General features: G+C 45.9%; 19 protein-coding genes. 11 read left to right on the top strand and 8 right to left on the bottom strand.

Translation table 11 applies throughout. The features are described from left to right. The first annotated feature begins 237 nt into the window (after window positions 1–237). Entirely contained in the window at window positions 238–4,329 is a 4,092-nt protein-coding gene (locus K9J17_00765; protein ID MCF8275237.1) for a PKD domain-containing protein, read from the top strand. Here the strand turns inward: K9J17_00765 and K9J17_00760 are convergent. The 7 genes from K9J17_00760 to K9J17_00730 form a co-directional block, all read right to left on the bottom strand. After that, window positions 4,319–6,439 carry an RNA-binding transcriptional accessory protein gene (locus K9J17_00760; GenBank protein MCF8275236.1) on the bottom strand — a complete coding sequence of 707 codons (2,121 nt, stop codon included), beginning with the start codon at window positions 6,437–6,439 and terminating at the stop codon, window positions 4,319–4,321. The two genes, K9J17_00765 and K9J17_00760, sit on opposite strands and share 11 nt — an antisense overlap. A gap of 43 nt (window positions 6,440–6,482) precedes the next feature. After that, complete coding sequence (locus K9J17_00755) at window positions 6,483–7,136, bottom strand: hypothetical protein (GenBank protein MCF8275235.1); 654 nt, start codon at window positions 7,134–7,136, stop codon at window positions 6,483–6,485. Between the two features lie 43 nt (window positions 7,137–7,179). Then, window positions 7,180–8,793, bottom strand: a complete 1,614-nt coding sequence (gene gldM, locus K9J17_00750) for a gliding motility protein GldM (GenBank protein MCF8275234.1) — start codon at window positions 8,791–8,793, stop codon at window positions 7,180–7,182. A gap of 314 nt (window positions 8,794–9,107) precedes the next feature. After that, the gene (locus tag K9J17_00745; protein MCF8275233.1) at window positions 9,108–9,332 is read right to left on the bottom strand and encodes a hypothetical protein; all 225 of its coding nucleotides are present in this window, start codon (window positions 9,330–9,332) and stop codon (window positions 9,108–9,110) included. Next, window positions 9,329–9,883 carry a sigma-70 family RNA polymerase sigma factor gene (locus K9J17_00740; GenBank protein ID MCF8275232.1) on the bottom strand — a complete coding sequence of 185 codons (555 nt, stop codon included), beginning with the start codon at window positions 9,881–9,883 and terminating at the stop codon, window positions 9,329–9,331. The genes K9J17_00745 and K9J17_00740 overlap by 4 nt, the downstream gene beginning before the upstream one ends. A 158-nt stretch (window positions 9,884–10,041) precedes the next feature. Further along, entirely contained in the window at window positions 10,042–10,809 is a 768-nt protein-coding gene (locus tag K9J17_00735; GenBank protein ID MCF8275231.1) for an alpha/beta fold hydrolase, read from the bottom strand. Beyond that, entirely contained in the window at window positions 10,806–11,525 is a 720-nt protein-coding gene (locus K9J17_00730) for a pyridoxine 5'-phosphate synthase (GenBank protein MCF8275230.1), read from the bottom strand. The genes K9J17_00735 and K9J17_00730 overlap by 4 nt, the downstream gene beginning before the upstream one ends. Window positions 11,526–11,610: 85 nt before the next feature. On the opposite strand from K9J17_00730, the gene K9J17_00725 reads away from it, so the two are divergent. The 10 genes from K9J17_00725 to murI all read left to right on the top strand — a co-directional run bounded on the left by K9J17_00725 (window position 11,611) and on the right by murI (window position 21,829). Next, window positions 11,611–12,306, top strand: a complete 696-nt coding sequence (locus tag K9J17_00725; protein ID MCF8275229.1) for a CBS domain-containing protein — start codon at window positions 11,611–11,613, stop codon at window positions 12,304–12,306. Then, window positions 12,306–13,697, top strand: coding sequence for a BamA/TamA family outer membrane protein (locus tag K9J17_00720; protein MCF8275228.1), 1,392 nt, complete (start codon window positions 12,306–12,308; stop codon window positions 13,695–13,697). The genes K9J17_00725 and K9J17_00720 overlap by 1 nt, the downstream gene beginning before the upstream one ends. Before the next feature lie 3 nt (window positions 13,698–13,700). Continuing rightward, window positions 13,701–14,564, top strand: a complete 864-nt coding sequence (locus tag K9J17_00715; protein ID MCF8275227.1) for an NAD kinase — start codon at window positions 13,701–13,703, stop codon at window positions 14,562–14,564. Between the two features lie 78 nt (window positions 14,565–14,642). After that, complete coding sequence (locus K9J17_00710) at window positions 14,643–15,605, top strand: hypothetical protein (protein ID MCF8275226.1); 963 nt, start codon at window positions 14,643–14,645, stop codon at window positions 15,603–15,605. 21 nt (window positions 15,606–15,626) lie between these two features. Then, entirely contained in the window at window positions 15,627–16,451 is an 825-nt protein-coding gene (locus K9J17_00705; GenBank protein ID MCF8275225.1) for a DUF6089 family protein, read from the top strand. Window positions 16,452–16,504: 53 nt separating this feature from the next. After that, entirely contained in the window at window positions 16,505–17,248 is a 744-nt protein-coding gene (locus tag K9J17_00700) for an isoprenyl transferase (protein ID MCF8275224.1), read from the top strand. Window positions 17,249–17,273: 25 nt separating this feature from the next. Beyond that, a complete protein-coding gene (gene bamA, locus K9J17_00695) occupies window positions 17,274–19,748 on the top strand; it encodes an outer membrane protein assembly factor BamA (GenBank protein MCF8275223.1) in 2,475 nt (824 codons plus the stop codon). Window positions 19,749–19,760: 12 nt separating this feature from the next. Beyond that, on the top strand, window positions 19,761–20,285 hold the full coding sequence (locus K9J17_00690) for an OmpH family outer membrane protein (protein ID MCF8275222.1): 525 nt from the start codon (window positions 19,761–19,763) through the stop codon (window positions 20,283–20,285). Window positions 20,286–20,317: 32 nt separating this feature from the next. Further along, window positions 20,318–20,815, top strand: a complete 498-nt coding sequence (locus K9J17_00685) for an OmpH family outer membrane protein (GenBank protein MCF8275221.1) — start codon at window positions 20,318–20,320, stop codon at window positions 20,813–20,815. Window positions 20,816–20,998: 183 nt separating this feature from the next. Beyond that, window positions 20,999–21,829, top strand: a complete 831-nt coding sequence (gene murI, locus K9J17_00680; GenBank protein ID MCF8275220.1) for a glutamate racemase — start codon at window positions 20,999–21,001, stop codon at window positions 21,827–21,829. Window positions 21,830–21,887: 58 nt separating this feature from the next. Here murI and K9J17_00675 read toward each other — a convergent pair whose 3' ends face one another. Beyond that, window positions 21,888–22,409 (bottom strand): gamma carbonic anhydrase family protein, encoded by a 522-nt coding sequence (locus K9J17_00675; protein ID MCF8275219.1) that lies wholly within the window; start codon window positions 22,407–22,409, stop codon window positions 21,888–21,890. Window positions 22,410–22,509: the final 100 nt, after the last annotated feature.

The following is a 22,509-nucleotide window of genomic DNA, read 5'->3' as shown; positions in this document are numbered from 1 at the left end:
GGCTATCCGCTGTATCTTTTCTTTTCCCAGCGGTCACTGAGGATCTCGAAGCGCAAACCATGGAAAAGAAAGGGATGCCGCTTCCATACTTCACGCGCAGCCATTTAAGGGCTGCTTTTTTAAGGTGTTTCTACGGTACAAATACCTATTCTTTTCTCGATAACCGTTTGGTAACATGAAATGACCAAAGAAACCAGCAACCCCATTTACTTTCGCGCGTTCATGTAAGGCTTGAAAATGAATCGTATCAAGACATTTTTTCTAAGTATCATTCTTGTCTTGTTGTTCTTTGCCTCTAGCAATGGTCAAGAATGCGGAATCATTTACGTTTCCCCTTCTGGAGCTGCTGGAGGACTCACTGGCACACGGATCAATCCCGCATCTCTTTCTTATGCCCTGACCTTAGCTAACGCAACAAATAATGTGCTTTGGCTGGCTTCTGGAACGTATACCATTAGTAGCAGCATTGCCATTCCTAATAATGTGACTATTGAAGGAGGGTTTAATCCTTCAACCTGGATAAAGAGCAACAGTACGCCTAGCGTCATCAGTCGCACCGCAGCAAATCCGTTGCCTACACCTGCCAATACACTTGTTGCATTGGCAGGACTTAATGCATCAGGATTCCGTCTTCAAGACCTTACAATCGATGTAGCAGACGCCCCTGCATCCACCACTACGAGTCCTTTTGGAGCATCAGTTTACGGAATATATCTCAACGGCTGTTCCAACTATAACATAGTTCGATGTTTTGTCACTGCAGGGAACGGCAGTAACGGACAACCGGGCGAGGCTGGAGTGACAGGACAAGGAGGCGGTGATGGGCAAAACGGTGGAGATGGCGATCCGGACAATCAAAACTTCAATACAGATGCTTCCATTGCAACTGGGGGAATCTCCATGTGTGGCTGTAATGGAGGAAACGGAGGAAATGGAGGTTGGAACGGAAATCGTGCTGGGACAGACGCTCAACAAGGCGCTTGTGGCGGAGGAACCGGTGGTGTTGGTGGTTCTGAATTTTGTTCCTCTAATTGCAGTCATCCTGCGGGGTCAAACGGTGGTAATGGAGCCAGTGGAAGCAACGGTACAACTGGAACAAATGGGCTTACCGGATTTTCTGGGCTGGTTATCAATGGCTATTGGACTCCCACACAGGCGGGTACCGGTATGGCAGGTGGTTGCGGAACTGGAGGCGGAGGCGGAGGCGGAGGTGGCTCAGAGTCTGGCCTGTTCTGCAATGATGGATCTGGTGCTGATGGTGGAGCTGGAGGCGGAGGAGGAAGTGGTGGTACTGGTGGTACTGGTGGGTTTGGTGGAGGCTCTTCGTTTTCCGTCTTTTTAGTGAATAATGGTCCTAGCGGAGTGATACAAGATTGCTCGTTAATTTCTGGTAACGCAGGATATGGCGGGATAGGAGGCGTAGGTGGTATTGGCGGTTCAGGTGGTTTTGGGGGTATTGGTGGAGGAGGTAGTTGCGATGTTGGTTCTGGCGGCAACGGTGGCAATGGAGGCGATGGTGGTAACGGTGGCAATGGCGGTAATGGTTCAGATGGGGTTTCAATGCCTCTTTTGGAATCAGCAGGAACTCCTGTGTCTGCATCAAACAACAATGGTGTGCCAGGCAACCCACCTATTATTTCTGTCGACAATTATGGTTGTACCAATTCCGAAGTGACGTTTAGCGCAACTGGTGGAAACGCAGCTTGGAATTTCGGCTCAGGCGCAAATCCACAGACAGCAAATGGCAACGGTCCATTTGCAGTTACCTATCCGACAACGGGAAGGAGAACAATCACATATGGAGGAACGACCTTCACTGATTTCGTAGGAATTTTCAATAACGGACCAACACTTCCAACCATTTCTCCTGCAAACCCAACAGTAGACGCGGGTTGTCCGAATCAATTTTCAACCACACTCGTTGGGAGTCAATACGATTGGGATTTCGGTCCAGTTGCATCTCCTCCAACCGAATCTGGAGCTTCCGTAACCACCACTTCAGATGTTTACTTCAGCACGCCCGGAACCTATTGGGTAAAAGTGACTGTTCTAACTGCCTGTTGCGGGCCAGTTACCGATTCCACTCAGGTAACCGTACAATCGAACGTGTATAATGTGACGCTTAGCGCGAGTTCAACAAGCATTTGCGAAGGCGACCCGATCATTTTCACTGCCACACCGCCAACATACGATAACTACGAGTTTTTCATAAACGGAGTGTCGGTACAGAATGGTGCTTTGCCTGTGTATACCAGTTCAAGCATACAGCAAGGAGACAGCATTTATATAGAGGCTTTTGTCGGAAGTTGTTTCGCCAATCCAAGTGATACGATTGTGCCAACGGTCAACCCAATTCCAACTGTTACCCTTACTTCGGATGATCTGGACAACACAATCTGCGCAGGTGAGACGGTCACGTTCACCGCATCACCAGCAGGGCTTGATAGCTACGAATTTTTCAATGGAAACAATTCATTGCAAAATGGCGCAAGCAACATTTTATTCGGAACCGTTCCTGTCAATAACAGCATCACCGTTGTAGCAACGGACAATGGTTGTCCGAGCGTGGCAAGTGCTGCCATTGTCACTCAGGTTAATCCACTTCCGTTTGTGACAATTACCAGCTCTGATCTGAACGATAGCATCTGCGATGGCGATGATATCATCTTCACGGCTCTTCCTCTCGGTCTGGCAGACTACCAGTTTTTTGAAGGAGTAGCTGCGGTGCAATCAGGTGTCTCGAACATTTATCAAACGAGTTCGCTTGCAACAGGAACCAATGTGTTTGTGATAGGAACATCTGTAGAAGGTTGCGTTGGTGGACAAAGCAATATCATTACAACAGTTGTTAGTCCTTATCCAAGCGTCACGCTAAGCGCTCCGGTAAGTCAAATTTGTGAGGGCGAATCGATTTCATTCACGGCAAATCCTGCTGGACTGGAAGGCTATGAATTCTTTGATGGAGCGACAACCGTTCAGAACGGTGCTTCTGCAACTTGGACCACCACTGGATTGGTCGCTGGAAACAGCATCACAGTTGAAGCCACAAACCTTGGTTGTACCAGTGTTGCAAGTAATGCAGTGACCATTACGCTGATTGCCGCTCCTGTTGTCAATCCAGGTTCGGATATTGAAAATTGCATCGATGCTGCTGATGTAACCCTAGCAGGATTTACACCTGCTGGCGGAACTTGGTCTGGCGCGGGAATCACCAATGCCACGGGCGTGTTTTCTCCTTCCACCGCAGGCGTTGGAAGCTATTATCTCTATTATCAGGCTTCCAATGCAAACTGCACCACAACCGACAGTATTCTTTCGATTGTTCATGATCTGCCTCTTGTAGATGCAGGCAATTACAACCCGATCTGCTTACTGGAAAGTGTTGACTTGAACGCGTCTGGCGCGGTCAGTTACGTTTGGGACCCAACAACGGAACTGAGCAGTGCAACCATTGCAAACCCTGTTTTCACTCCTTCAGCGGCAGGCTCGTTCACATATACGGTTACGGGAACGGATGCCAACGGCTGCGTCAATTCTAGTGCAACAACGATGACTGTTGAACCGATTCCTACCGTGAGTTTTACGGTTGATGCGGTTTGCGTTGACGACACTTCACTTTTTGTGAATACTTCGGCTCCAACCTCTGGTATTACCTATCTGTGGAGTTTTGGCGATGGTCAGACTTCAACAGATACGATGCCATCTGTGCTCTATCAAGGAGCAGGGGATTTTGATGTGACGCTGCAAGTCACTTGGGGAAATTGTTCTGCCGAAGCCACCAACACAGCAACGGTCAATCCGCGCCCGATATCTTCTTTCTTGGCGACTCCTGAATATACCACCGCCATAGAGCCACTGATCAATTTCGAAGACCTCTCGGTTAATGCAGTTACGTGGGAATGGGATTTTGGAGATTTCACTCCATTTTCGGACGAAGAGAACCCTTCGCACGCATATGCAGACACAGGAATGCAGGTCATTACCTTGGTTACTTACAATCAATATAGTTGCACTGACACTGTTCGCGATTCGGTTTACATTGCTCCGTACACAACCCTATACGTGCCATCAGCATTTACGCCTGATAAGGACAGGATCAATGATGGTTTTTACGCTTATGGCAAAGATATTTTCTGGTTCGATTTCCGCGTCTTCGATCGCTGGGGGAAAGAACTGTTCGTGACTGATGACATCCTTGTTGGTTGGGATGGCCGTGATATGAAAACCGGAAATGAAGTGAAACCAGGCCTTTATGTTTACCAGATTCTTTACGAGGATTATCGAGGTAGGCAGTACAAAAAGCTCGGTCGCGTTTCGCTTATCCGTTAAGACCTTTCATGCTCAATGCAATCCGCTTTCGGGCAGCATCTACTTCCAAAACCTTTACCCGTACATGCTGATGAACTGATACTACATCGGTCGGTTCTTTGATGAAACGGTCGGCCAATTGCGAGATATGAACCAAGCCATCCTGCTTCACGCCTACATCCACAAACGCACCGAAAGCCGTGATGTTGGTTACGATTCCAGGAAGTTCCATGCCAACGATCAGGTCAGAAATCTTCTCAATTCCCTTTTCAAACTCAAACACTTTGATGATCCTTCTAGGGTCTCGACCAGGCTTGAGGAGTTCCTCTTTGATGTCCTGAAGCGTTGGCAGACCGACATCCTCAGTAATATAGTTGGATAAGTTGATGGAGTTGACGAGTTCTTCATTTCCCAACATATCTGCGACTGAAATTTTCAAATCCTTCGTTATTTTTTTCACTAAACCATAGCGCTCTGGGTGAACGGCAGAATTATCCAATGGGTCATTCGCTTGTGGTATTCGAAGAAATCCAGCGGCTTGTTCGAAGGCTTTGGCTCCTAATCTGGGAACGCTTTTGAGTTGCTCTCGCGAAGAAAATGGGCCATTTTCACTTCGGAACTCCAAAATATTATCCGCCAATTGTGGCCCAAGACCTGAAACGTGATGGAGAAGGAATTTGCTTGCCGTATTCAAATTGACACCCACCTGGTTCACGCAGCTTTCGGTAACCCGTTCCAGCGATGCTAGCAACTGTTTCTGATCTACATCATGCTGATATTGACCAACACCGATGGCTGCTGGATCAATCTTCACCAATTCCGCCAAAGGATCGATCAGCCTTCTTCCTATGCTCACTGAACCACGAACCGTCACATCAAACTGAGGGAATTCATCGCGCGCCACTTTACTTGCTGAATAGACCGAAGCTCCCGCTTCACTCACCACAAAAACCTGCACTTTCCGATCAAAGTGAATGGCTTTGACCAATGCTTCCGTTTCGCGGCTGGCGGTTCCGTTTCCAATGGCGATGGCTTCAATCTTATGTTGTTCCACCAACGTTGACAGTTTTTTCATCGCCTGGGTTCGTTCGTTGCGAGGTGGATGCGGATAGATGTTCTCGTTATGCAACAGGTCTCCCTGCGCGCTCAAGCAAACCACCTTGCAACCCGTTCGGTAACCAGGATCAATGGCCAATACGCGCTTCTCGCCCAATGGCGGAAGCATCAGCAATTGCCGCAGGTTTTCCGCAAAAACCTTGATGGCCTGTTCATCCGATTGCCCTTTGAAGGTGTTTCGCATCTCGGTTTCGAGCGATGGCTGCAATAGACGTTTGTAAGCGTCTTTGCCAGCTGTTCGCACTTCGTCAGAACTGGCAGTTTCGCCTTTCACAAAAAAGCGCTCCATCAATTGTTGTGCATTCTCTTCATTCGGAGCAATATTCACTCTTAAAAACCCTTCTTTTTCGCCTCGCATAATGGCCAAAAAGCGATGCGATGGAATGCGTTTGAGCTGTTCTTCGTGTTTGAAATAATCACGGAACTTCTCGCCCTCCTCTTCTTTTCCCCTCACCATTTTAGAGCTGATCATCGCTTCGCGAAGGAAAAGCGGCCTTAATCGTGATCGCAACGCAGCATTTTCGCTCATCCATTCGGCAATGATGTCACGTGCACCTTGCAACGCTTCTTCAACGGAATTCACTTCGCCTTTCACAAACCGTTCTGCCGCACGTTCAGGAAAGCGCTCGTTCTGCGCCATCAGGATTTTTGCCAATGGTTCCAACCCCAAGGCAATGGCCATTGTGGCACGCGTTTTCCGTTTTGGACGATATGGCAAGTACAGATCTTCCAACTCCTGAGAAGTGGCGGCTTCCTCCACCTTTTTCTTCAAATCAGGAGTCAACACATTCTGTTCTTTCAACGAAGCCAGAATGGTCGCTCTGCGCTTCTCCAGTTCAGAATAGCGGTCAAAAAGTTCCTTTATCCGCTCAATCTGTACTTCATCCAAGCCGCCTGTCGCCTCCTTTCTGTATCTCGAAATGAAGGGAACCGTTGCTCCGCCATCCATCAAACTCAATGTGCTTTTGACCTGTTCAGGTCTGCAACCAACTTCTGTGGCAATCTTGTTTTGCATGACGCGAAGTAATTAGAAATGGATGGATCTGAACTGTTTCTGATCAAGGAAAACGTTCATTTTCTAACCATTTACGCGTCATTTCCTTGGTTAGAATTTTACCGATGACCCGATACTTAGAGGTTTTCAGCGGATTATCTGAATCAAGCGCTTCGGAAATCACTCCGCTCAGTGGGTTGAAATAGTCAGAATGAACAAAGGCACATTTTCCATTTGAGTTCACAATGAAACCGACATGCGAATCCATGCCGACCACATACAGTCCATCGTCCCAAGCTCTGATCTCGCTTTCGATGTGACTAATGTCTGCAAAGCGGTAGCGCTTGATGTATTCAGAACCCGTCATTTCCCGAATCATACTCTCTGAAGCAAGTTGCGCCCAACGCACACGTGGAATATCGAAACCAAGATCGCGAAGCGTGGTGGTAACGAAATAGCCACAGGCAATGCTCCCTTTTCGGGGTTCTTCGGTGGTTCCGTTATAATCCCACCTCGTGCCATACCAACAAGGGAAAACCTTGCTTGTCATGGTGGTGAAAAGGAACTGCTGCGCACATTGCACAACAGAATCCTTATCACACTTTGGGTCGCTGTAAGCAGAGCTCAGCTCACGCTTCCGTTTCGCAATCTCTGACTTCACCGTGTTGTAATCCAGCTTAGTCTGTGAGCATCCTGATTGGGTCAATAAGAGAACCAAGACCGCGATTATGCAATTTCTTTTTTCGTTTGACATTGGATAATCACATTACGGTTATGATGATTGGAGCTAGTTTGTGGCGAACCTCATCGTCACCAACTCCTTCGATTTCCTCAAACTGGACACGATAACCCTTCTTTGCTTTCGAAAGAGCCGCTTTGACTTCAGGTGGAAAAGTGCTCCCTTCAAAACCATCGTTCATGATAATCTGGTTCTGACGGTCTTGAATGAAAACCCGATACTTCTTGACGCGACAATTAAGTTTGAACACAAATTCCTCATCATATTTTGCTGATAATCCGAGCTGAGCCGCGAGTTCTCCTTCAGACATTCTGATGGACCCAGATTTCCGATTGATCTCTGAAAACGGAGTCGGTAAACGTTTCGCTCGAAACTCCATTTTGCCCATATTCCGTACGGTTCCATCAGCCATTGTGGCTGAAACAACGATGTTAACCGTGTTCGGAGATTGTGGGCTCATTTCAACGACATACTGACCTGAACCCGTTCTTCTAAGTTTGTTTCCTCCGGTGATAGTGGCGGAAATCTTTTCGGAAGGAACACCAGGAACCGAGATGGCCACAGGATTGTCAATGCCTTTGTAAAGCACATTCATCTGCGTTGGCGACACCACCAATGATGGCCGCGCTACGATGTATTCCGATCGGAACGGATAGCTCTGCGTTCCGCCTTCGCTGTTCACGAGGTCGACCATGCCTTCATAGGAGAAAATGCCTTCGGCCGTGGCTCGTTTTCGGAAAAGGCCTTTGCCGTTCTGGGTGGCAACCGTGTCGTTGCTTGAAACGAGCTGCGTTCCGTCTGCGTTGAGTTTTCCAATTCGGATCTTGGGCGAACGTGTGGTGCTGTATGCCGCCACAATGATGTCGGACTGATATTCCTCTCCCAAAAGCACATAATTGCTTTGCGGAAGCACGGTTGCGGCAATCGTATCAAAGAAGAAATCCTTCTTATTGAACGAGCGGTAGAGTTTGCTCACCACATCATATTCCACATCGGCCACATCCATTTGCAGCTTGGAGAGGATGACCAGCGAAGCGACCAAAGGTGTGTGGTAAAAGTTGTTGGTTTCCCACGTTGAGGTCTGGTCAGCCAACTTTCGATCGGAAAGATCAATGCGGTCGTTGAAGTACTTTTTATCTTCCTCGCTCAGCAACTCACGCATTGACTCCTGATATTCAGCCACTTTGTTCTTGAGAATATTGGCCAATCCTCCAGAACCATCTTCCTTCTCGCCCACAAGAATATTCGTTGGAGTATCGTAGTCGTCTTTCTTGGAAATGAGGTCCATCGAAAGTGTATCGGCAACCGAACGTTCCACTTTTTCGGTTTTGGCGATGATGGTAGTCTTGAGGCTATCGATAAACGTGTTCAACTCAGTCGCTCGCCTGCGGGCTTCTTGCGAACGTGCCCAATAATTATCCACCTTTTCGGGGTCGATACTGCGCGCCAATTCGAAGTCGGAATAGAGCGCATCCATCTTTTTGCCCGTGGTCTCGGAACTGGCCGCGAGGCTTTCGTTGACAATGACAAAGGCATCGAGAATGTCCTTTGAAATGTTGAGCGCCAAAAGGGCGGTGAGAACGAGATACATCATCCCGATCATTTTTTGTCTTGGTGATTCTTGCTGTCCAGCCATTATAGTTGAGTTTTGGTTAATACAATCCTTGTCCACGCCTTTTGGCGTGGTGGTTTTTTGGACTGATAACCGGCCGGAGATCTGGGTGTCCTGCTAATAGAATGCAGGAAAAGAAAAAGGGAACAAACTTTTTTGTGAGAACACAGATTTAACTGATCGGACTGATGTTCGCGGATCGGATCGCGTTAGGGATTGCAGCGGTTACCCCGCAGCGAAGCGAGGAGTAAAAGCGGAAAGCCCGACCGCTTTGCGAAGCATTGCGGGAACGCCCAAAGAAAAAAGCACTAAATCCTAACTGAAGAAATTCGAAACGCTTAACCGAACTCCATGATCAACCAAAGGACGAGGAGCACGAGTAGGATGATGAGAAATCCTTTGCGGTAGCGGTAAATGGGGCGCTTGTAGAGCGGCCTGGTCATGCGCTGGTAATTGTGCGTGAGTTTGCCGAAATCCTTGTAGCGGTTCATTTCCTCTTGGGAAGGAACCTCGTTGAAGGAGCTCTTCTTTTCGGTGTCGGTATTTGCGTGGTAGCGCGTCATTTTGCGGTGCCGAAGTTGGTCATTATTGTTCGTAATCGGTCGAGGGCGCGGTAGGTGCGCACCTTGGCGTTGTCGGCAGAAATGCTCAAGATCTCTGCCATTTCTTTGAATGACCTTCCTTCAAAAAAACGCATTTCGATGTAGATGGCTGCCTCTTCATCGAGCTGGTTGAGGCCTTTGAGCAGTTGTTCCAGATTGCGTTCGTGCTCCTGTTTTTCGTCTAATTCTTCGTAAACCGAGAGCAGGTCGGCTTCGCTGAGCGGAACGGATGAATGCTTGTTTGTCCTTCGATGGTACTGTCGAACCTCGTTGAGCGCGATCTGAATGAGCCACGATGAGAACGGTGCGCCTGTGATGGTGTATTTCGGAAGCGAATTCAGAGCCTTCATGAAGACCACGGAGGTGAGTTCGCCTGTGATCGCTTGATCGCGGATACGTTTGAAAATGAAGCCGAAAACGGTGCTGAAATGCGCATCGTAGAGCGGGCCGAAGGCATTGATGTCCTTCTGCGCCTTGCGGATGATTTCGGCCTCCTGTTCGCGACTTAGCATTGGTTGGTTGACGGTGACTTAGAACTCCGAAGTAAGCCAAAAAGTGTGTGGATGTTGTAGAAATGGCTTTTGGCAAACTGCAGCGTAAATCCAAATCAGCACTGCTCGTTTGTTTTGAGCAGCGTTTTGCCAAGAATGGAAAAGCTTGGTTTAAGAGATCAATCAATAAACGCTTTCACTGCATTTACAAATCCTTCAGGATCTTGCGCATGAACCCAATGACCAGTGTTCAAGGCTTTGAATTGAGCGTTCGGGAAAAGGTCTAGAATCGCAGATTTGTCTTCATCTACGATGTATTTGGATTTTGTTCCGTTAATGAAAAGCGTAGGCACTTCGGACCCCGAAAGAATCGGCAATCCCATCTCTTCAATGTCTTGTGCCAGCACGGGTAGATTGAATCTCCAAGCGTAGCCTACCGAGCCATCGTCTTTCGTTTGTCGATAGATGTTCTTGAGCAGGAATTGAATCGTGTCTGCATCTTCATCAAGCATGTGACTTAGGAAGGCTTCGGCCTCTTTCCGAGATGTCATGGCATCCAGATCCAAGGCCTGCATGGACCGAATGATGAGGTCGTGATGCACGGGATATTGTTTGATTCCCATGTCCACAATAATCAGCTTTTCCAATAGTTCCGAATGGAGTGCCGCAAATTTCATGGCTGTTTTACCTCCCATTGAATGCCCTATCAGAACAGCGTCTTTTACCCCGTGCGCGCTGAAGAACTCAAAAAGATCATCAGCCATTTCATCATAGGTGTGAGTGTCGCTATGTGGAGATTGTGCGTGGTTCCGCTGGTCGATCAGGTAAACATGATGATGGTCTGTAAAGGCTTTGGCCAGCGAAAACCAATTGTCTAACGAACCGAACAGTCCGTGAAGAATGACCAACGGTTTTCCTTCACCATATTCTTTGTAATTCAGCTTCATTGAAGCGCGTTCTTATACATTTTTATCACGTTGCTCATCCCGAAATACAAGGCATCTGAAATTAAAGCGTGTCCAATGGAAACCTCTAAAAGCTCAGGAATGTTCTGATTGAAAAATGCAAGGTTCTCCAAACTCAGATCGTGGCCCGCATTGATTCCCAAACCGACTTTGTGTGCAATTTTTGCTGCTTCAATAAATGGCGCAATCGCTATTTCTCGGTCTTTCGGAAACCCAATTGCGTAGCTCTCCGTGTAAAGTTCTATTCTGTCTGTTCCGGTAAGTTTGGCCGCTCGGATCAGGTCTTCATCCGTTTCAATAAATATGGATGTTCGAATTCCAGCAGCCTTTAATTCTCCGATGACTTTTTTCAGAAAATCGGCATGAACGACCGTATTCCAACCCGCATTTGATGTTAGCACGCCTGGAGGGTCTGGCACCAATGTTACCTGAGTTGGTTTCACATCCAATACCATTTTCATGAATGCTGAGTTCGGATATCCTTCAATGTTGAATTCGGTCGAGACAACAGGCTTCAACTCATATACATCCTGATATCGAATGTGTCTTTCATCTGGCCGTGGATGAACAGTGATGCCATCCGCCCCAAACTGCTGTGCCTTGATGGCGGCTTCTACCACGCTTGGGTTATCGCCACCACGACTATTGCGCAGGGTTGCGATCTTGTTGATGTTGACGCTTAGTTTGGTCCGATTCATGATCAATAGCAATTGGAAAGTGGTCAAAATTAGGTTTCATGAATGAACCTGAACGATTCAAAGTTCCGTATGTATAACAAAAACGGTGCAGATACGTTTACTTTGCACGCCAACGAAGGAAATGCTTGCTCGAGAACTCATATCGAAAATTGTCCCACCTCTCAGACCAAATGATGAAGTGGCTAGGGCTTTGGCGTGGATGGACGAGTTCAAAGTCTCGCATCTGCCAGTTGTGGATGGCGAGAATTTTTTAGGTCTGATTAGCGAAGACAATATTTTGGATGGGGCGAAGGACGATACCGTCATTGCATCTAAAGAGGTCTTCAATCGTGCTTTTGTACTCGAATCGCAGCACATCTATTACGTTATCAGAAAGATGTCGGCTTCCGATCTTTCGGTAGTTGCTGTACTTGATGCCAACGAACGTTATCTAGGTTGTATCACACTTTTAGATCTGGTTACCAAGTTTGAAGAGTTGGCCGTGATCAATCAGCCAGGAGGAATTATTGTACTCAATTTGAATAAGAACGATTATTCCCTTGCGCAAGTCGCGCATGTGGTAGAATCGAACAACGCTAAAATCCTTAGCAGTTACGTTTTTGAACGTCCCGAAACGGGCATGCTTGAACTTACGCTGAAAGTGAATCGTGAGGAAGTTGGGGCAATCGTCCAAAGTTTGGAACGATACGGTTATCAGGTAATTGCGTATTTCCAAGAAAGTGCCCATCTTGAGGACCTTAAAGGCCGCTACGATGAATTGATGCGGTACATCAATATCTAGTGACAGGATTTTTTAGACCGCTCGCGCTTTTTCTCTCAATCATCATTTCCTTTTCGGCCTTGGCTCAAGACGAGGTTCTGATAAGCTCGCTCACGTTTGAAGGGAACAAGATAACGCGAGAACGAATCCTGCTTCGCGAAATCACATTTAGGGAAGGTCAATCCATTCCGAGAGAGAATCTGTCCTACAATTTGGCCCGTTCGCGAAGCAACGTTTGGAACTTAGAACTCTTCAATTTTGTTGATATCGACACCTGTTGGGTAAGTTATAATGAGATTGATGTGGTGGTCCGCGTCACAGAGCAATGGTATCTGTGGCCGATTCCGTTTGTCGAATTTGCCGATCGGAATCTGAGCGAATGGTGGCAAACCAAACGCTGGGACAGGTTGGATTTCGGGACACTTATCAAGTGGAACAACTTTCGAGGAATGAACGAAAGGTTGGTGCTCCAGCTTCGCTTCGGTTACAACAATCGATATGAACTCAGGTATGAGATTCCTTACCTTGATAAGGCTCAAAAGTGGGGAATTGAATTCAAAGGCGGCTACGAGCAATCGCATCAGGTGGCTTACAGATCTGTAGATAATAAACGGCTTTTCTATAAAAACTCGGATGTGCACATTCGGAAAGAGTCTTATGGTGCAATCACACCACGATGGCGACCAAATCTCTACAACACGCATAAGCTAGAACTTCGGTACACACATGCTTGGGTGACCGATTCCGTTGTCAAATTGCAGCCAGAATATTATGGGGCAGGGGAACATACGAGCCGATATTTTTCGATAGAGTACGAGGTAAAACGTGACCTGACCGACTTCTCCCAATATCCATTGAAAGGTTACAGACTTGAATTTAGACTTAGAAAAGATGGTCTGCGGATTTTCGATAGCCCGATTGACATGTGGTCCTTGGAATTGGAATTTGCCAAATATTGGCAGATTCATAAACGGTGGTATTTTGCTCATGGGCAAAAGATCAAGGTTTCTTCCATAAACGAACAACCTTATTCGTTGCAACAAGGGCTGGGATATGAACAGGATTTTGTTCGGGGCTACGAATTGTATGTGATTGATGGACAGCAGTATGGCTTGCTAAAAACATCGTTGAGGTGGGCTGCTTTCCCGTTTCGTAAAGTGAAACTGAAATTTCTCAAGTCTGACAGGTTCAACACACTTCCCTTGGCATTTTACCTGAATGCTAACTTCGACATGGGATACGTGATAGACAATCAGTTCAATAAAGGAAACCCGCTCGCTGGCTCATTGCTTATGGGCGGAGGGCTTGGATTAGACATGGTCACTTTCTACAATATTGCATGGAGGTTTGAGTATTCGATGAACAAAAATCTTCAACATGGTTTCTTTGTACATTTCACCAAGCACATTTAGTTTATGAGAATCGCTGTTCATGGGAGATTACGATTTGAAGCCGATAAGCGTAGGCTAGAATCCGTTATAAATTCACTACTGAGCAAATTTGAATCTGTTTCGTTTACTCAAGATCTCGCTTCCATTGGTGCCGTAGAAGAGGGCGCTGTAATGGAAAACAGAAAGTTTCAGAAAGGCGAATTTGATGCGCTGATCAGCATTGGCGGAGACGGAACCATTTTGGAGTCTGTGAGGAAAGTGGGCAGTTCTGAAATCCCAATTCTTGGTGTGAATGTTGGAAGATTAGGGTTTTTGGCCAGTACGCCTTTTGAGGAGCTTGAACAAGCATTGGAGAAACTCAAAGCCGGTAGTTTTCAGGTAGATCAAAGGACATTGGTCCAGGCAGAAGCTGACTCTGATCTTTTTGGAGTAGACAACTTTGCGTTGAACGAAGTAAGTGTACATAAGAACGCCACATCATCCATGCTTGTGGTAAGAACGTATTTAGATGATTTTTTCCTGAACACTTATTGGGCCGATGGATTGATCATTTCCACTCCTACAGGCTCTACTGGATATTCTCTGAGCACTGGTGGACCAATCGTTGCTCCGAGTACAAGTAATTTCATCATTACGCCAATTGCCCCACATAATCTGAACGTTCGACCGCTGGTTATTGGTGATGATCGCAAAGTGACATTACGAATTGATCAAACCGATCCAAACTTCATGATTTCGCTCGATTCACAGTCACGAATTCTGAATTCTAAAGTTGAAATCAGAGTTTCAAAAGCTGATTTCAAGGTTGGTTTGGTACGGTTCGGGCCACATGATTATTTCGACACTTTGCGCGGAAAGCTCATGTGGGGACATGATATGCGTAACTGATCGTGCGTAAAACGATATGTTCCATGATAATATGGCTATATTTGCAATCTTAGCCTAACCGTCTAGGAATCAATTGAAATGCGCATAAGAACGATCTTACTTTGTTTGATTATACTGCCGATGTTCGTCAGTGGTCAACGCTGGAAAAGACAGCGTTACGAGTGGGTAAGCGGAATTGGAGCTACTCAGTTTCTAGGCGATCTTGGTGGGCGTAATCAAATCGGTTCAGATTGGTTCTTCGATTTGGATGCAGCTTCAACCAGATACATAGTGAATCTTGGTTTCCGATATAAGATTTCTCAATACGTATCTGCAAAGACGGGTTTCAGTTTTGGAGAAATTGCGGGAAATGACAAATTCACCCAAGAGCCTTTTAGGAACAATAGAAACTTGCAATTCAGGTCTCCTATCGTTGAATGGGCTACTCAAATTGAGGTGTCTTGGATGCGCGAGACTGTTGGAAGCCGTTACAAGATCAGGCGTGTCCGCGGTAGAGGAAAGAAAGGAAGTAATCTTTACCTGTATGGTTTTGCGGGAGTCGGTTTGACATATATGAATCCGATGGGTAGATATGATGGCAAGTGGTATTCGCTCAAAAAGTATCATACCGAAGGTCAAGGATTCGTGCCTTCTAGAAATGAATACTCTAATTGGCAATTTGTAATACCATTTGGCGTTGGTATGAAGTACGCTCTAGATAAGAAGAGCAGTATCGGCTTGGAATATGGACTTAGAAAGACATTCACAGATTACATGGATGACGTAAGTACTACTTATGTATACACAAAAGAAGGCGAAAGAAGAGACCCTGTAGGTGCACAGATAATCAGCAATGCCTTGGGCTATGATAATATCGCCAAGGGACTTGCAGACCCATCCTTAGCCCCAGTGCCCGGAGGGGTTGATACATTCCCTGGAGCTTGTTCTACTTGTCCAGGTCAGCAACGTGGAGACCCATCCGATCTGGACTCGTATATGTTTTTGACCATTACCTATCAACGAAAAATACGCACAACAAGAAAAGGACTTCCGAAGTTCTAATTGCGAAGGGCAATAGTCGTCATGAAAAAAGTAGGTGGTTTAATCCTTTTTGTTCTTCTGTTCAATACTTCACTCAAGGCTCAGTTCTCTGAGTTCGGGGTAATGGGTGGCGTGTCGTTTTATATGGGAGACTTGAATCCTGACATTCCCTTTAAGCAAGTAATGCCAGCAGGAGGGGCTTTCTATCGTTACAATTTTAACGAACGCTTTTCACTGCGAGGCGCATTCACTTTAGGCTATTTAAGAGGAGATGATGCCAAGTCTAAAGTTGCATCACAATTAGAGCGCAATCTGAATTTTCAGTCGTGGGTATATGACTTTGCAATAACTGGCGAGTTCAACTTTTTTAAATACGCTCCTGGAGACATGCATCATCCGATCACACCATTTCTTTTTGGAGGGATTGCTGTTTTCAAGTTCAACCCAACCACTAAAGCTGCTGACGGGAACAAATATGAGTTGCAGCCACTAGGGACTGAAGGTCAGGGCACGACCTTTTATCCGGACAGAAAAAAATATTCGCTTACCACAGCGTCCATTCCATTTGGTCTTGGCATGAAGGCGAACATATCTAAAACGTTTTCGGTCGGATTGGAATGGGGAATGCGATATACGTTCACCGATTACCTCGATGACGTAAGCGGAACATATGCTTCTCCTGACGTGATTCAGGCAGAGAGAGGAAACATCGCATATGAATTGGCCAATAGGTCGACATTGAACGATGACCAGTTGGAAGGACGCCAACGTGGCAATTCAAAAACCAATGATTGGTACTCGTTTGCACTCATTTCTATTTCCATGAATATCAAGGCCAGACCAGCCAAATGTCCAGCTTATCAATAAGTCTCATTCAGTAAAGTACATTTGCATCGCCTTTCGGGGCGATTTTCATTTCTATGGCCATCGATAAACGAATAGATCAAAGTAAATTACCTAAGCACGTTGCCGTTATTATGGACGGAAACGGGCGATGGGCAAAGCAGCGCGGCAAACTGCGAACCTTTGGACATGGTAAAGGAGTGAAAGCAGTAAGAGAAACGGTTGAATGTGCAGCAGAAATTGGAGTTGAATATCTCACGCTTTATGCATTCTCTACAGAAAATTGGAACAGACCTCAGTACGAGATAAATGCACTGATGACGCTGTTGGTCAAGACAATAAATAAGGAGACGAAAACGCTTACAGACAACAATATCAAGTTGAATGCGATTGGCGATCTAAAAAGTCTACCTAAAAGCTGCTTCAAAGAACTGAATGAGGCGATTGAAAAGACCAAGCACAATACGCGAATGACTTTGACGTTGGCACTCAGCTATTCGTCAAGGTGGGAAATGATAGAGGCAGTACGAGCGATTGCAAAAAATGTTAAATCAGGAAATTTGGAGCCAGATCAAATTGATGAATCAATCATCGATCAGCATCTTTGCACGCTTGGAATTCCTGACCCAGAATTACTTATTCGTACAAGTGGAGAGCACCGTATCTCCAACTTTCTGCTTTGGCAAATTGCCTATGCGGAACTGTATTTCACCGACAAACTATGGCCTGATTTTGAACGGACAGATTTTGAGCAGGCAATAATTGACTATCAAGGACGAGAAAGAAGATTTGGAAAGATCAGTGAGCAGGTCAGTGCCTAGGCGCAGTCAAATATTGTTAGCCTTAGTGTCGGTACTGTTGCTGTTCTCAGCTTCCGTTTCCGCACAGAATTCTATCGTGGTCGGTGGCGACACGAAGATTGATTATTCGGCACCCAAGGAATACGAGATCGGGCCTATTACGGTAAGCGGCACAAAATATCTTGATAAGAAGGTGCTGGTTCTGCTTTCCGGTCTTTCTGAAGGAGATAAAGTTCAAGTTCCGGGAGAAGCCATCACCGAAGCAATCCACAAACTTTGGGACCAAGGGCTTTTCAGCGATATTGATATTACAGCAACCAAGATCATTGACGGCAAGATCTTTCTGAACATCCATTTACAGGAACGTCCGCGTTTGAGCAAATACGCGCTGAAAGGCGTGAAGAAAGGTGACGCGAACGACATTCGGGAGTCAATAAGGCTCATCAAAGGGAAAGTGGTGAACGAAAACCTGATCGTTTCTACGGAAAACATCATCAAAGACCACTTTATCGACAAGGGTTTTCTGAATGTGAATGTGGAAACGATTGAAGAGAATGACACAACGCTTCCGAACAGCGTCATTCTGAAATTCAATGTTGCCAAAGGCAAAAAAGTAAAGATCAACAAGATCATTTTTCGCGGAAATGAGGAAGTGAAAAAAGGCAAGCTTATCCGATCAATGAAAGAGACCAAACAGCGCCAGTGGTGGAGAGTTTGGAAAGGTTCGAAATTCCTCGATTTCGAATACGAGAATGATAAGAAAGCCATTATCGCCAAGTACAACCAAATGGGCTATCGCGATGCGCGCATCATAAGCGATACCATTTACGCCAATCGTGATGGCTCCATCAATGTGGAGATGAATCTTGAAGAAGGCCGCAAGTACTATTTCAGAAACATAACGTGGTCAGGAAATACAAAATACCCTAGCGATGTGTTGGATAAGGTTTTGGGAATTAAGAAAGGTGAAGTATTTGACCAATCGCGTTTGGATGCCAATCTTTTCATGAACCCGAACGGCAGAGATGTCAGCTCACTTTATTTGGATGATGGCTACCTTTTCTTCAATGTTGAGCCAATTGAAATTCTAGTTGTCAATGATAGTATTGACCTGGAAATGCGTGTTCGCGAAGGAAAGCAGGCAACGATCAATAAGGTTACTGTTGTCGGAAACACCAAGACCAACGATCACGTTATTCTTCGTGAATTACGAACAAAACCAGGGCAGCTTTTCAGCCGGGCAGATATCATCCGTTCACAACGGGAGTTGTCGCAATTGGGTTATTTCAACCCAGAAACATTGGGTGTTGAGCCAAAGCCGAATCCAGTAGATGGAACGGTTGATATCGAGTACACGGTTGAGGAAAAACCTTCTGATCAGATTGAACTTTCAGGTGGTTGGGGAGCAGGCAGAATTGTTGGAACACTTGGTGTAACCTTCAACAATTTCTCATTGAGAAATACGGTTAAAAAAGGAGCTTGGAGACCACTACCTGCTGGAGACGGTCAGCGTCTGAGTATTCGTGCGCAATCCAACGGATTGTATTTTCAGTCGTATAACTTCTCTTTCATGGAACCATGGTTGGGAGGAAATAAACCAAATGCCCTGAGCCTTTCAGCCTATCATTCGGTACAATCAAATGGAATTCCTAAAAATCAAGATGGTAGACAAGCTATTCGTATCACCGGGGTAACCGTTGGGCTTGGAAAGCGAATGAAGTGGCCAGATGACTTTTTTGTTCTGCAACAGGAAATCAGCTACCAAAACTATATCTTGGATAATTATCAGCTCATTTCCGGTTTCAACAATGGAAATTCCAACACGGTAAGCTACAAGATCACTGTTTCAAGAAACTCCATCAACGAACCTATCTTCCCAACGAAAGGTTCGATTCTTTCCGGTAGTTTGGAGCTTACACCACCGTTTTCTGCATTCTCCAATATTGATTATGCAAATGCTGACGCACCAACCAAGTATAAGCTCATTGAGTATCATAAATGGAGGTTCGATGCCAAGTGGTATGTGAGTTTGGCAAAGAATTTGGTTATCGAGACCAAGATGCAATTCGGATTCCTCGGTCTTTATAATCGCCAGTTGGGCATTGCCCCATTCGAACGGTTTTTTGTTGGAGGTAGTGGTTTAAGTGGATTTGCCCTGGATGGAAGAGAGATCATTGCAATGAGAGGTTACGACAACAATTCGCTTACACCAACAGTCAGTGGCGTGCAAGTAGGAGGAACGATCTTTACAAAATATGCTGCCGAACTCCGTTATAGAATTTCACCAAATCCGCAGGCAACTGTGTACGTTCTTGCATTTGCAGAAGCAGGAGATTCATGGCTCACATTCAACGAGTTCAAACCTTATCAACTTAAGAAATCTGCTGGGGTTGGAGTCCGTATCTTCCTGCCCATGTTCGGACTACTTGGGCTCGATTATGGATGGAGGTTTGACGATGTGCCAGGTAGACCCGACATGGCGCCAGGACAATTCAGTTTCTCAATCGGACAACAATTCTAATATTTCAATAACATGAAACGAGTCGTTTTTACTCTTATCGCTTTAAGTTTTACGTTCAGTTCAATGGCTCAGCGCTTTGGCTACGTAGATTCAAATTACATTCTCGAGAACATTCCAGAATATCAGCAGAAACAACAGGAGCTCAACGAAATTTCTGTTCAGTGGCAACAAGAGATTGAGAAGATGTATGCTGAAATAGACCGGATGTACAAAGATTTTCAGGCAGAGCAGATATTGCTTACTGATGATATGAAACGCAAGCGGGAAGAACAGATCATAGAAAAAGAAAAGGAAGCGAAGGAGAAGCAAAAGCAGCGATTTGGTTTTCAAGGCGATCTTTTCCAAAAACGCCAAGATTTCACCAAACCTATTCAAGATAAGGTGTATGCCGCCATCAAGGAGATTGCTGATGCCAGAGGTTACGCAGTCATCTTCGATAAAGCAGGAACGCTTACAATGCTCTATACATCAGAAAAATACGACCTAAGCGAAGACATTCTTGACGAGTTGGGTTACTCAGTTAAGACGGATAAATAATTTCTAATATTGCGCCCCGAAAAACACGAAAAATGAAGAAGATACTAGTTGCGATTATTGCACTTGCCATGGCAGTGCCAACCTTTGCCCAACAAAAATTGGGTCATATCGATTCTGCTGCCCTTTTGGAATTGATGCCAGAAAAAGCACAGGCCGAAAAAGAATTGGAGGCATTTGCCAAAGAATTCCAAACAGCATTGGAGGCAATGGCCAAAGAATATGAAGGAAAAGTGGCTTCATTTCAACAAACAGAGAAAGACATGATTCCAACGGTTCGAAATACCAAGGTTCGTGAGATTTCTGAGTTGGAAAGAAGAATCCAAGAGTTTCAACAACAAGCTCAGGATGAAATTTCTAAGAAAGAGCAAGAAGTGTTGACACCGATCATCGATAAGGCTAAGAAGGCAATTGATGATGTGGCAGAAGCAAAAGGATACACGTATGTGTTCGATAGCTCCTTAGGATTCCTGCTTTTCACAAAGGACTCTGAAGACATCATGGCAGACGTTAAGACCAAACTTGGCCTTTGATTTTTGACCGTCCTTCGAAGGACACACAGAACAAATGATTAACATTAGACCCGTCTTACAAAGGCGGGTCTTTTTTTTGATCAGAATTTGATAAACTGGTTCCAGCCGTCCGATTTAGGCAGATCAGGCACCTGAACAGATAGCTCAAATGGAGATCAGGGTGATAGCGAAAACGAAATGAACATGCAAGGACCAATAGGCGTATTCGATTCAGGCTACGGAGGCCTCACAGTTCTGCGCGAAATGGTAGCCCTCCTTCCACAGTACGATTATCTTTACCTAGGTGATAATGCGCGTTCGCCTTACGGAACGCGCTCTTTTGAAAGTGTCTATACATACACGCGCGAATGCGTGTTCAAATTGTTCGATGCTGGTTGTCCGCTGGTCATTTTGGCCTGCAACACGGCATCGGCCAAAGCGCTTAGAACCATTCAACAGAAAGACCTGCCAAACATGGACCCGAAGCTTCGGGTGCTTGGGGTGATACGGCCTACAGCAGAGGTAATTGGCAATTATTCCACCACAGGTAAGGTAGGCGTGCTGGGAACAGTGGGTACGGTTGCCTCAGAATCGTATCCCATCGAAATTAGCAAGACCTTCCCTCATTTGGTAGTGCATCAGCAGGCTTGCCCCATGTGGGTGCCACTCATCGAGAATAATGAACACCTTGGCGCTGGAGCGGAGTATTTCGTGGAAAAGTATGTAGAGCAGCTCATGCAAAAGGATTCCGAAATCGACACGATCCTGCTTGGATGTACCCATTACCCGCTTTTGGCAGATAAGATTGAGCAATACATCCCCAAAGGGGTCAGCATCGTTTCGCAGGGAGAGATTGTGGCGGCAAGTCTAGAGGATTACCTACATCGGCACCCCGAAATGGAACTTTCATGCGGCCAAGGCGGCTCGCGCAGGTTTCTGACCACGGATGATACGAATACGTTCGATGAACATGCGTCCATCTTCTTCGGTAGTGATATCCGGTCTGAATTCTGCTCCATTTCACATATCAGGTGAGTGGACTTTAATCATTTCCATCCCGAGATAAGCTTAAGTTGAAGGAGCACAGACTGGATCACTTTCCACTGGCGTACCAGCCCGAATACATCACATACTTACTGGCAATCTCTTTCAGCATTTCTTCCGAAGTATCAGGGTCAAGTTGTTTGACCTTTTTGGCGGGCGCACCGGCATAGATACAATGGGGCTCAACCACCGTTCTTTCCAACACCACCGCTCCAGCGGCTACAATAGCGCCCGAATGCACCACCGCATCATCCATCACGATCGCTCCCATGCCTATCAGCACATTATCATGTAAAACGCATCCATGCACAATGGCGTTGTGGCCAACCGTCACATCATTTCCTATCCGCGTGGGGCTTTTCTGGTACGTTCCATGAACCACCGCTCCATCCTGAATATTCACCCTATCGCCTAGGATCAGCTCATTCACATCACCTCTAAGCACACAATTGTACCAGAAACTGCAATTGTCTCCTGCAATCACGTGGCCGATCAGCGTTGCATTTTCGGCAACGAAACAATCTTTGCCGAGCGTTGGCGTCACTCCTCTCAATGTTCTTATAAGTCCCATGAAAACAACCTCTTATGGATATTGCCGTTAAATAAACGAATCCCTTGCCGAAGAGACGTGTTAATGACCCGAAAGGCGATAGTTTTTCCGTAAAATTGTA

The organism is Flavobacteriales bacterium (assembly GCA_021739695.1).
In the GTDB taxonomy this organism is placed as follows: domain Bacteria; phylum Bacteroidota; class Bacteroidia; order UBA10329; family UBA10329; genus UBA10329.
This window is presented reverse-complemented; position numbering and strand designations above follow the sequence as displayed.